The sequence below is a fragment of the Corynebacterium sp. ES2794-CONJ1 genome, assembly GCF_025660615.1.
Lineage (GTDB): Bacteria > Actinomycetota > Actinomycetes > Mycobacteriales > Mycobacteriaceae > Corynebacterium.
This window is the reverse complement of the sequence record NZ_JAOTIM010000001.1, coordinates 62,454-74,046: the sequence shown is the minus strand read 5'-3', so window position 1 is coordinate 74,046 and position 11,593 is coordinate 62,454. Positions and strand designations below refer to the sequence as shown.

Below are 11,593 nucleotides of genomic sequence, written 5' to 3'. Positions count from 1 at the left end.
TTGATGTCGTGATTTACAATAAGGGTATGAATCCGCATTTTCCCGCCCACCTATATGCCTCTCGGATTACTAGAGCTCAAAGCCTGATGCGTGCCAATAGTTTGGATGCAGTCATCGTTGCTCCTGGAGCGCAGCTAGCGTATCTGTGTTCGTCATGGATGAGCACCCATGAAAGATTCTGTGCTCTCGTTATCCCAGCGCACGGCGAGCCCCAGTTCTACTATCCCGCGGTTGACCGAGCAGAGATTGAGACATCGGTGATCCAAGATCTCCCGGTGCGTCTAGTGCCGTGGGAAGACGGGCATAATCCCCATCAGATGGTGGTGGACTACTTTGGCCGTCAACCCATCCGGTTGGGAATAAGTGATGACCTTAAAGCCAGCCATCTCCTGCGTCTGCAACAGTTGAGTGCGCCTCAATCCGAATGGGTATCGGCCACTGTGATCCTCAAAGAACTCTTCATTGCTAAAGATGAAGCCGAGATTGCGCAGGTGCGCAGTGCAGGTCAAGCGATCGATCGAGTTCATGCCAAAATCCCGGAATTGCTCAGACCAGGGCGCACCGAACGAGAGGTAGCAACTGATATCAATGCTCTGATCCTCGAAGAACACAGCGCTGTAGATTTCATCATCGTTGGCTCCATGGCCAATGGTGCTAACCCTCACCATAACTACTCAGACCGGAAGTTATGTGCGGGTGACGTTGTGGTTGTTGATATCGGAGGCACCTTTGGGGTGGGGTACCACTCTGATTGCACCCGAACATATATTGTCGGGGGAAACCTCGATCATCTCGACCCACTCATGCACGAACTTTACGAGGTCCTCTACCTCGCTCAAGATGCTGCGGTTGCGGCAGTAAAACCCGGAGCTAAAGCACAAGAGATTGATGCAGTTGCACGAACTGCTATTAGCTCACGGGGTTTCGGGGAGTATTTCATTCACCGTACTGGTCACGGAATTGGTCTATCGACCCACGAGGAGCCGTATATCATGGCAGGTAACGATCTCATTTTGGAGCCGGGTATGACATTTTCCGTGGAGCCAGGCATCTATATTCCAGGACGCTTCGGAGCGCGCATCGAAGATATTGTGCTAGTGACAGACAAAGGATGTGAAAGACTTAATAATCAGCCGCGCACGCTGCGCTAGCGAATTTCTCTGCCTGAGACAGTTAGAATTGCTTATATGACCCAATCTCAAAGTGGCTTGTACCAAAAGCTTGACAGCTCAGCCCGCGGCGGAGCGCATATAAGCGTGGTGGGAATGAGTGCCCGCGGCATCGTTGACCTCAACGAAGAGGCATTGGCTGCGCTGGCTTCAAGCGACCTGGTGCTGGGATCGTGGCGCCAGCTAAACCTGCTAGGAGAGGAGATCTCCGCCGAGCGCCGTCCGTGGCCATCTCCTCTCGTGCCTGCGCTCAAGGACATATTTGACACCATCGGTGAGCGAAAAGTCGCGGTTTTAGCCAGTGGTGACCCTATGTTTCACGGGATTGGAACAACCCTCAAGAGGATTTTTCCAGATATGCCGTTGACTATCTACCCCTATATGTCTTCAGCATCATTAGCGTGTGCGCGGTTGGGATGGGCACTCGACACGACGCCGGTCCATTCGGTGGTTTCACAGCCCATTGAATCACTCACTATTCCCATTGAAGAAGGGCGCCCATTCCTCGTGCTGGGTCGGGACGAAACGACCCCTAGGCTACTGTGCGCCTTATTAAGAGACCTCGATCAGCCGGATGCGCAGGTGGAGATTCTTAACGACCTCGGGGGAGCCGATGAATCACATGCTGTGGGGACTGCCAGCAATCCTCCGGCGGTCGTTAGTGCACTAAATATTATTGCCGTCACTCCCTCTCGGTGCGGTCTTCCGCTTACTCCAGGACTGCCGGATGACACGTATATTAGTGATGGGCAACTCAGTAAGGCCCATATCAGAGCGCTCAGTGTGGCGGCTCTAGCCCCACGGGCCGGCGATATCATATGGGATATTGGTGGGGGATCAGGCAGTGTTGTCATTGAATGCTTGCGATCAACTTCAACCGCGCGTGGTGTGTGCTTCGAGGATCGCTCGGATCGTCGTGAGCGCATCGACTTCAACGCCCGCAAACTCGGCGTTTCGCACCGTTTGACAATCGCGGGTACCGCTCCTGAGAGTGTCATCAGTGAAAAAACGCGCCCTCATCGTGTATTTATAGGAGGTGGGCTGACCCACCCCGGAGTTTTTGATAGTGCGTGGGAGAAGTTACTACCTGGAGGACGTCTCGTAGCCAATGCTGTGACAATTGAAAGCGAAGCTCTCGTTGTCAACCTACGCCGCCAGTATGGTGGCTCTCTTACTCGGGTCAATATTTCCACCGAGCAGCACATCGGTGAATTCACCGCGTTCAAACCGAGCTATCCCATTGTACAGTGGGTTATCGACAAAGCCCATAGAAGCTTTAGCTCCACAGATAAATTAGAAAGCGATTAATTTCCATGACTGTTTATTTCATCGGCGCAGGTCCAGGGGCGTCAGATCTTCTCACTGTGCGTGCCGATCGTCTCATTAGGCAGGCGGATCTCTGTCTATATGCAGGATCAATAATTCCGCAGGAGGTGTTGGATTCAGCTCCTGAACACGCCGAACTCATCAATACCGCCCGTATGCCCCTAGACACAATCGTGGAAATCATCGCTCAGGCGCATGCGCAACACAAAAAGATTGTGCGCCTGCAATCCGGGGATCCCAGCATATACTCTGCTCTCGCTGAACAAGTACGACGTTTAACAGCACGAGGTATCGACTATGAGATCGTGCCTGGTGTTCCAGCTTTCGCGGCAGCAGCGGCATCTTTAGGGCATGAACTGACAGTTCCCACCGTCGGACAATCGGTTATTCTCACTCGGGTATCGGGGCGCGCCTCAGCGATGCCGGAGGGGGAAGATCTCGCAACCTTATCTCAAGCCCGGACCACTTTATGTATACACCTAGCTGCCCACGATATTAACCGTGTGGTTACTGAGCTCCTGCCGTTTTATGGGGCCCAGTGTCCCGTAGCAGTGGTAGCATTCGCGTCTAGGGAGAATGAAAAAATTCTGCGGGGTACCTTAGGAGATATCGCTGCGCAGATTTTAGAGGCTGGAATTACCCGTACGGCCATTATTGTTGTCGGAAAAGTTCTAGGCGCCAGTGGTTTTCCTGATTCTTTCCTCTATTCAGATGATCGGCCCCGTGACGAGGAAGGGCGGACACTTCCATGCGTGCTCTAATCCTCGGGGGAACCAAAGAATCACGCGATGTAGCGCAACGCCTCAATGATATGGGCTGGTACACCACAACATCGCTAGCCGGTAGGGTCTCTAATCCAGCCTTACCCGTCGGGGAGGTACGAATTGGAGGTTTTGGGGGCCCAGCCGGTTTAACTCAATGGATCCTCAGCCATGGCATAGAGGTGATGATCGATGCTACCCACCCGTTTGCGGAGCGAATCTCGCTTTCGGCGGCCGAGGCTGCCCGGGCTACGGGCATTCCACTGGTTGCCTTGCATCGACCATTGTGGACTCCAGGAGACCGTGATCAATGGATACGTGTGCCAGATTTTGCCAGCGCTGCTGCGCAAGCCGCCCAGAATTTTCACCACATTTTCCTCACGATTGGCCGCCAGAATCTTCATTATTTCGCCCACGATGTGCACAATATATATGTGATTCGGACGGTTGAGCCGCCGAGGCCGCCACTTCCACACAGATATCGCCTCATCCACTCACGTGGGCCTTTTAAGGTAGCCGACGAAAAGAAGATTATGCGTGATAATCAGATTGACTGCTTGATCACCAAGAATTCTGGTGGCTCCATGACTACCGCTAAATTGCAGGCCGCTAGAGAACTTGGCATCAAGGTGTTGATGATCGAGCGACCAGCTCTGCCGGCCATTGCACATCAGTGCTCATCGACAGAAGAGGTGATCGCCCTATTAGAGGATGCTCGGTTTGCCTAGTTTAGACCTTAAAAAGATTGTAGAATAAGGCGCGCGCCGGGCCTATTAATAGGGCAGCAATCTGCAAGCTGCTTATCACTATGATGAGGGTTTGCACCCAGCCCTGTTGGCGATCAAACCAGTAGGTGGCGGATGAGCCCGTGTTAGTTTCTGGGTTCGAGCTGTTGGAGTCGATGCTACCGACATCCTTATTAAAATCTTCAGCGGTGATAGAGCTGGTACTAGGCGCCGCCTCAACCGCGCTCATGCCAGCACATATAACAGTGCTGGCGGTGACCAGCGCAATCATGGAGCGTTTGAAGGAATATAAATTCATTGGGCCCTTCTTCATCGTGGACTGCATCGCAATATTATTGCGCAGCTCGATCATTGAGTCGCGCTACGAAACTAAGTATAATATCGCGAAGTATACACGCGTGTTACACATCCTGCCGCCTTGTAGGTGGTGGTCGTCGATGCCCCAATAATGAGCATGGTTCGCATATCCACTATGTCGGGATCGAAATCGGCAACGGTAGTGACTGTGATTTTCTCACTCTCGCTGCCCACCGCGCGGGCCACGATAATAGGTATGTCGGGTGATCGATACTCTGCAACGATCCTCTTTAACGTGTGGACCTGCTCACGCCGCTGCTTAGAAGCCGGATTGTAAACTGCGAAGGCCATATCTGCCTGCAGCAAGGCTCGCACCCGCTTTTCCACAATTGCAAAAGGCTTGAGACGATCAGACAGGGAGATCATGCCAAAATCGTGGCCCAACGGTGCCCCTACCCGAGAAGCTACTGCTTGGGCTGCGGTCATCCCTGGAATTATGCGTACTGGAACCCCTACCCATTGGGGATCGCTTGCCACCTCCAGAACAGCTGCAGCCATGGCGAAAACCCCCGGATCGCCAGAAGATACCACGGCAACGCGGCGTCCGCGGAGGGCTAAGTCGAGCGCCATAGCAGCGCGCTCCGCTTCAACCTTGTTATCGCTGTGGTGCTTGCGCTGTCCAGCCCGATCGGGAACCCTATTGACATAGGTAGAATATCCCACAATATCGGTTGCTGCCTTGAGCTCGGCACTGGCCTCAGGGCTAAGCCATTGCGCACCAGCGGGCCCTAGGCCTACAACAACTACTTCACCAGTCTGGATATGTGGTTCATCGTGCGGGAGCTCAGCTTTCTTTGAAGGAACAACCACGACAGCGAAATAGGGGACAGGTTCCTCTCCCACAGCATTAAGTGGGTAGGAGCGTTGGCCCTCCATCCCCACGCGCTCGACGATATAAGCTCTATCTGCCATACCAGCTTCGTGTAGCGCGCGCTGCACTTTGTCGAAAGTACGACCCAGTTTCATAATCACTGCACAGTCGGTATTACGCAGTTTCTCGACTAAAACCGACTCATCAAGGGTGCCGGAAAGGATACTCAGCACCTCGTCATCTTGACATAAAGGTTTGGCGAGGACATCGGCTGCCGCTGTCAGAGAGGGGATGCCGGGAATGACAACGGAATGAAATTCCTCAGCTAAAACTCCGTGCAGATGCTGGTAGGAGGAGTAAAGCATGGGATCACCAAGGGCAATCACCGCAACAGTCTTACCGTCACTCAGGCGGGTGCGCAATTGTGCAATAGCCTCACTATAGAATTCAGCCATGGCCCCGGCATAACCTCCAGGATGGTCGGTGGCGCCAGTGGTGACAGGGTATTCCAACAGGAGCAACTCTTGGCCCTGATTTAGATAGGGCTCAGCGATGGCCCGCGCCGCAGAGCTGCCGCCCGGACGAGCATGAAACGCAACAGTATCAGCATTCTTAATCGCGGATACCGCTTTGATAGTGAGCAATTCAGGGTCGCCTGGACCTACACCGACGCCGATGAGCGTGCCGTGATTCATAATTTAAAGAATCTCCTTATAGGTGGCTAGAGCGTTGATAGCTGCGCAAGTGATGGCGGATCCGCCGCGACGCCCGTGCACGGTAATAAAATCAGTGCCTAGTTCACGAGCCTTTTCACTGAGTGCCAGTTTTGATTCAGCAGCACCGATAAATCCCACGGGGATACCTAAAATAACCGCTGGTCGAGGACGGTGTGGGTCGGCCTCGAGCCAATTAAGCAGGTGAAAGAGAGCGGTGGGTGCATTTCCGATAGCTACAATTGAGCCGGCAAGTTCGGGCTCCCACAGTTCCACGGCAGCGGCGGTACGGGTGGTATTTAGTCGACGTGCAAGATCCCTAGTGCGTTCGTCGTGGAGAAAGCACAAAGCTTTATTATCTCTAGGCAACCTGGCCCGTGTGATGCCAGCGTGCACCATGGTGACGTCGGTGATAATTGGGCGCCCCTGGAAGAATGCTTCTCGGGCGGAGGTAACTGCATCGGGGGAGAATTCGATATCTCGAGCGAGGTCAGTCTCGCCAGCAGCATGAATCATGCGCACTGCTATTTGTGATTGCTCGGTGGTGAAGGTCGAGAGATCTGATTCCTCTCGAATCATGGCGAATGATTGCCTGTAAATCTCATCGCCATCAGTGATATAGCTAAAACTCATCGATTATATACCTCGTATTCGCCGTCACCTACTGCCACATAGTCGGTGTATGTGGTCAGTGGGTGCCCACAGCGACGTTCGCAGCCGGAAAAATGGACAGGTGTGTCTAAATCGTAGCCTCTTTCTATAAACTCACTAGCATCGCTGCGCGTGACAGAGTGGGATTTTTGACACCCCGGTAAACCTGTACAGGCACTAACCTTCAGCCAGGGAGAGTTCGCATCAAGGATGAGGCCTAGGGGCGCGAGTACCTTAACAATTGCTTCGGCGTCACCTTCGGTGAGATCATGGACAACCAGCGAAGCCCACGGCGTAATGGAAGTATCAACTTCGATGACTCCGAGAACCTGAAGAGCCTGCTGTGGGATCACCCCGAATGGCAGTCCAACTCCTAGGCTAACGGTGCCGTCTTCATTGTCGAGCCATCCGACTGGTCGCATATGGTGTTCGGGCTCTGGTCTTAGGATATCTCTGAGATCTTCATAGCTTAATGCAGTGTTCTGGGACCATAACTCCATGATCTCACGAGTTAGGCTCGCCGATTCGGCTACTCGCCACAGCTTGCCCCGATGCGATTGCCAGTATCGAGCGGCATCGAGCAGAGAGTCAATCATAGTGCGCTGATCGGGAGCGCAATAGGGCGTGGGTTCACCCGCGAGAATGAGCCTATAGCTGCCATCGGATCGATGCTGCGCTCCGAAATCTACACGTTGACCGAGAATATCGCCGCGCCCAGAGTCGATTCCGAATAGAATCCGTCCGGGTAAGGCGGCTACGTCACTATCGGCCAGTATGGCAGCATCCAAGGTTCGGCTATCAGCTTGAGCTTTAGCTGAAAGGGGGGAGGCTAGGATATTGCGCATGCGGTCGTGAGCTATTGAGGGCACGAGACCACACTCGATGGCTCGCGAACTAAAAGCCGTGTGGTCGTTCACACCACGAATTTGCAGATTGGAGCGGGTTGTGATGTGCGCTTCACCGTCGCCGAGCTCAAGTGCCAATTTGGCGATAACGGACCATGTCTTCGCTGTGATCCGTCCTCCGGGAAATCGCAACCGACCTATATAGCCATCAGAAGCTGGGAATAGTTTGAGAGCACCAGGACATTTATCTCCGACAGACCTGCTGAATGGGGTATCTGACGGGACTGCATCAATGGAGCGAAGGTGAGATCTGGTCATAGCGGCGATTCTACTAATATTCTCAACCTTTTAATAACTTAGGAATCCCTTAATAGCGTGCTAAGGTGCACCAATATCCTCGCTGCGGTGGATATATCCGGGCCGCGCGAACAAGCGTTTAGGCCCAAGACACCAATCTACGAGGAATCTCAGTATACACTTACTCTATTACGGCAATGATTACCAAGAAGGTCTCTCATCGCCTCAGCAATTTATCCATATGAACCCGGAAGGATCATTTTTTCTCGATGATCACACTGCTCTCGACCTCCGATACCGACCTGCTCTCCGCACGAGCAGCCAGCGAACACCCTGATGTTCATTACCACTACGCGAACCCCAATTATCTCAACTCTGACAGCCTCAGTGAACTCATCGGAACAACCGATATCTTTGTGGTTCGGCTTCTTGGTGGCAAGAGAGCGTGGGAATGGGGGATCGATGCACTGCTTGCTTCACCAAAACCCGTGGTCATAGTCTCGGGGGAGCTGGCGGTCGATGCCGAGCTCACCGATCTTTCCACCCCTCCGGCTGGTGTGGTCACTACGGCCCATACCTATCTAGCGGAAGGTGGATTCGATAACCTTCATAATCTCCATAACTTCCTCTCCGACACGCTCCTTCTCACCGGTTTAGGTTTCCAGCCTCCACGACGAATGCCACTGTGGGGTTACCTCGAACAAACAGACTCCTTGGATACGCCATGGAACCAGGGTGCACCTAGCCCTCGTATCGGCATTGTGTATTACCGCGCTCAGCACCTGGCAGGGAATACCCACTATATCCATGCCCTCGCGGACGCTATAGCCGCCCGTGGTGCCACCGCTATTCCTATTTATGCGGCCTCATTACGCCAGGCACCAGAAGATCTCTTAGCTGAACTCGCCACCTTCGACGTACTCATCACTACTGTTCTTGCCGCTGGTGGTACGAAACCTGCAACGGCTCAGGCCGGAGGTGACGATGAGGCGTGGGATGTCGCCCAACTGGCTGCCCTCGATATCCCCATCATCCAAGGTCTCGCCTTGACGAGCCCTCGCCGAGAGTGGGAAGAATCTGATGAAGGTCTGTCCCCACTGGATGTGGCGACCCAGATCGCAGTTCCTGAGTTTGACGGACGCCTTATTACCGTGCCTTTTTCCTTTAAAGAATATGATCAGGCGGGACTGATCACCTATATCCCGGATCCCGAGCGTTGCGAACGACTCGCAGGCATTGCCTACCGGCACGCCGTGCTATCGACAATTCCGCCCGCCGAAAAGAAACTCGTTCTCATGTTTTCGGCCTACCCCACCAAGCACGCACGCATTGGTAATGCCGTGGGTCTTGATACTCCGCAGTCAGTCTTGCGTGTCATCAGGGCCCTAGTAAAAGCAGGCTATGACCTCGGAGATCCAGCCCTGATTCCAGGCTATAGCGAAGATGGCAACCTAGACGGCGACGCACTCATGCACGCTGTGATCGATGCTGGTGGACATGATCCAGAATGGCTCACACCCGAGGTCATGGCCAATAACCCGTTGAAATTATCGGGAGATACCTACCGGGAATTTTTCTCGACGCTTCCTAAAGAGATGCAAGAGGAAATGATCGAGCACTGGGGACCAGCCCCTGGAACCCATTATGTCAATCCAGAAACAGACGAGATTTATATAGCAGGTTTAATCTTCGGCAATGTTGTTATCATGGTCCAGCCTCCGCGCGGCTTCGGAGAGAATCCTGTGGGAATCTATCACGACCCTGACCTTCCAGCGAACCACCATTATCTAGGCGTTTACTACTGGCTGCGTGAGGTTTTTGGTGCCGACGCCATCGTGCATATGGGTAAACACGGAAATATGGAATGGCTGCCAGGAAAAAACGCTGGACTATCGGCACAATGCTATACCGATCAGGCCATCGGGGAGCTACCGCTAATCTATCCATTCCTCGTTAACGATCCAGGGGAGGGCACACAGGCCAAACGGCGTGCTCACGCCACTTTGGTTGACCATATGATTCCTCCGATGGCCCGCGCGGAATCCTATGGCGATATCACTCGTTTGGAGCAGCTGCTTGACGAACACGCCAATATTGCAGCGATGGATCCCGCAAAGTTACCAGCGATTCGCCAGGAAATTTGGACTCTACTGCAGGCTGCCAAAATGGACCGTGATCTAGGTTGGGATGAACGCCCCGACGAAGACGCCTTCGACGATAAAATCATGGAAATCGATGGTTGGCTATGCGAGATCAAAGATGTGTCCATCCGCGGAGGGCTCCATATCCTTAGCGAAGAAGTTACTGGTGACGTGCGCGTTGAGCTGGTTTTAGCCATGCTTCGTGCCCGCCAGCTGTGGGGCGGGGAATCCGCGGTTCCTGGTCTACGAGAAGCCTTAGGACTCGCAGAGACTGGAGAAGAAAGCCGCACTCGAGTTGACGAGGTGGAGGCAATTGCGCACCGGTTACTCTCCAGCCTTGAAGCACAGCATTGGCGCAGTGGGGAAGTAGATCATCTTCTTGCTTCGGCTGATTACCTCCCGGACGATCTTGACCGCCGTGGCCTGCGTGACCTTCTTGTATTCGCATGCGAAGAACTCATTCCTCGGCTTGCTGCAACCTCTCGCGAGGTGGAACAAATCCTACGCGCTCTGGATGGCAAATTTATTGAAGCCGGCCCCTCTGGTTCTCCGCTCCGCGGACTTGTTAATGTGCTTCCCACGGGCCGCAACTTCTATTCTGTAGATCCCAAATCCCTGCCCTCACGATTGGCTTGGGAAACAGGGCATCTGCTCGCTGATTCCCTGGTTGAGCGGTATTTAAAGGAACACGGAACCTACCCGAAGTCTGTCGGCCTGTCGGTTTGGGGTACCTCCGCTATGCGCACCTCTGGAGACGATATTGCGGAGGTATTCGCACTACTTGGTGTGCGACCCGTATGGGACGACGCCTCGCGACGCGTCGTGGATCTCGAAGTCATCCCTCTCGAGGAATTGGGGCGACCCCGCATTGACACTACGGTGCGCATCTCGGGCTTTTTCAGAGATGCCTTCCCCCATGTATTAGCGCTCATCGACGATGCTGTAAACATGGTGGCACAGTTGGATGAGAGCCCCGAGGAGAATTATGTGCGCGCTCATATCAGCGAGGATGCGGAAGGCACAGATCGTCCTATACGCCGAATATTTGGTTCCAAGCCTGGCACCTATGGGGCCGGACTGTTGGAGCTTATTGAATCTGGGAATTGGCGCGACGATCAAGACCTCGCGGAGGTCTACACCGCATGGGGTGGCTATGCATATGGCCGCGGCGTCAATGGCGTCGAGGCTAGCGATGATATGCGCCGGGCGTACCGCCGCATTCAAGTAGCGGCAAAAAATGTTGATTCCCGGGAGCATGACATAGCCGATTCTGACGATTACTTCCAGTTCCATGGCGGTATGATCGCGACGGTCAGAGCTCTGACAGGTGCTGATCCTGAAGCTTATATTGGTGATTCCACCCGCCAAGAAACAGTAAAAACCAGAACCCTGCACGAGGAGTCGCGGCGCGTTTTCCGTGCTCGCGTAGTCAATCCCCGCTGGCTCGAAGCAATGCGTAACCACGGCTATAAAGGTGCTTTTGAGATGTCAGCGACCGTGGACTACCTCTTCGGCTATGATGCCACCACAGGTCTTATGGAGGATTGGATGTATGAAACTCTCACGGACACATATGTAAAGGACCCAAAGAATCGGGAATTTTTCCAGGAATCGAATCCGTGGGCGCTGCGTGATATTGCCGAACGGCTTCTCGAGGCAGCCGAACGGAAGCTGTGGGAGGAACCTAGCCCCGAAGCACTCGATACTCTGCGTACTACCTTCCTAGAGATGGAGGGAGAACTCGAAGATCGCTAATATCGCGTCATGAGCGCGCCG

Annotated in this window: 9 protein-coding genes; 5 read left to right on the top strand and 4 right to left on the bottom strand. The window is 53.7% G+C overall.

The genetic code is table 11. The annotated features are described in order from the left end of the window. Positions 1 to 26 precede the first annotated feature (26 nt). From N7326_RS00350 to N7326_RS00335, 4 genes are read left to right on the top strand one after another with little or no spacing between them, the layout of a single operon-like run. Entirely contained in the window at positions 27 to 1,151 is a 1,125-nt protein-coding gene (locus tag N7326_RS00350; RefSeq protein WP_263087995.1) for a M24 family metallopeptidase, read from the top strand. A 36-nt stretch (positions 1,152 to 1,187) separates the two neighbouring features. Next, a complete protein-coding gene (cbiE, locus tag N7326_RS00345) occupies positions 1,188 to 2,477 on the top strand; it encodes a precorrin-6y C5,15-methyltransferase (decarboxylating) subunit CbiE (RefSeq protein WP_259076950.1) in 1,290 nt (429 codons plus the stop codon). Between the two features lie 5 nt (positions 2,478 to 2,482). Beyond that, positions 2,483 to 3,256, top strand: a complete 774-nt coding sequence (cobM, locus tag N7326_RS00340; protein WP_259076952.1) for a precorrin-4 C(11)-methyltransferase — start codon at positions 2,483 to 2,485, stop codon at positions 3,254 to 3,256. Continuing rightward, positions 3,244 to 3,984 carry a cobalt-precorrin-6A reductase gene (locus tag N7326_RS00335; protein ID WP_259076962.1) on the top strand — a complete coding sequence of 247 codons (741 nt, stop codon included), beginning with the start codon at positions 3,244 to 3,246 and terminating at the stop codon, positions 3,982 to 3,984. The genes cobM and N7326_RS00335 overlap by 13 nt, the downstream gene beginning before the upstream one ends. 1 nt (position 3,985) lies before the next feature. Here the strand turns inward: N7326_RS00335 and N7326_RS00330 are convergent, their stop codons facing one another. From N7326_RS00330 to N7326_RS00315, 4 genes are all read right to left on the bottom strand, one after another. After that, positions 3,986 to 4,300 carry a hypothetical protein gene (locus N7326_RS00330; RefSeq protein WP_259076964.1) on the bottom strand — a complete coding sequence of 105 codons (315 nt, stop codon included), beginning with the start codon at positions 4,298 to 4,300 and terminating at the stop codon, positions 3,986 to 3,988. A 71-nt stretch (positions 4,301 to 4,371) separates the two neighbouring features. After that, positions 4,372 to 5,865, bottom strand: a complete 1,494-nt coding sequence (gene cobJ, locus N7326_RS00325; protein WP_259289210.1) for a precorrin-3B C(17)-methyltransferase — start codon at positions 5,863 to 5,865, stop codon at positions 4,372 to 4,374. A gap of 3 nt (positions 5,866 to 5,868) precedes the next feature. Next, positions 5,869 to 6,516 (bottom strand): precorrin-8X methylmutase, encoded by a 648-nt coding sequence (locus N7326_RS00320; RefSeq protein WP_259076968.1) that lies wholly within the window; start codon positions 6,514 to 6,516, stop codon positions 5,869 to 5,871. Next, positions 6,513 to 7,697 (bottom strand): precorrin-3B synthase, encoded by a 1,185-nt coding sequence (locus N7326_RS00315; protein WP_259289209.1) that lies wholly within the window; start codon positions 7,695 to 7,697, stop codon positions 6,513 to 6,515. The genes N7326_RS00320 and N7326_RS00315 overlap by 4 nt, the downstream gene beginning before the upstream one ends. Before the next feature lie 248 nt (positions 7,698 to 7,945). Between N7326_RS00315 and cobN the strand changes: the two genes are divergently transcribed. Then, on the top strand, positions 7,946 to 11,572 hold the full coding sequence (cobN, locus tag N7326_RS00310; RefSeq protein WP_263087994.1) for a cobaltochelatase subunit CobN: 3,627 nt from the start codon (positions 7,946 to 7,948) through the stop codon (positions 11,570 to 11,572). Positions 11,573 to 11,593: the final 21 nt, after the last annotated feature.

What these genes read in the sequence shown, in the direction of transcription:
- N7326_RS00350 (WP_263087995.1), top strand. Translation starts at nt 27, where the DNA reads ATGAATCCGCATTTTCCCGCCCACCTATATGCCTCTCGGATTACTAGA.
- N7326_RS00315 (WP_259289209.1), bottom strand. Translation starts at nt 7,697, where the DNA reads ATGACCAGATCTCACCTTCGCTCCATTGATGCAGTCCCGTCAGATACC.
- cobN (WP_263087994.1), top strand. Translation starts at nt 7,946, where the DNA reads ATGATCACACTGCTCTCGACCTCCGATACCGACCTGCTCTCCGCACGA.
- N7326_RS00335 (WP_259076962.1), top strand. Translation starts at nt 3,244, where the DNA reads ATGCGTGCTCTAATCCTCGGGGGAACCAAAGAATCACGCGATGTAGCG.
- N7326_RS00330 (WP_259076964.1), bottom strand. Translation starts at nt 4,300, where the DNA reads ATGAATTTATATTCCTTCAAACGCTCCATGATTGCGCTGGTCACCGCC.
- cobM (WP_259076952.1), top strand. Translation starts at nt 2,483, where the DNA reads ATGACTGTTTATTTCATCGGCGCAGGTCCAGGGGCGTCAGATCTTCTC.
- cbiE (WP_259076950.1), top strand. Translation starts at nt 1,188, where the DNA reads ATGACCCAATCTCAAAGTGGCTTGTACCAAAAGCTTGACAGCTCAGCC.
- N7326_RS00320 (WP_259076968.1), bottom strand. Translation starts at nt 6,516, where the DNA reads ATGAGTTTTAGCTATATCACTGATGGCGATGAGATTTACAGGCAATCA.
- cobJ (WP_259289210.1), bottom strand. Translation starts at nt 5,865, where the DNA reads ATGAATCACGGCACGCTCATCGGCGTCGGTGTAGGTCCAGGCGACCCT.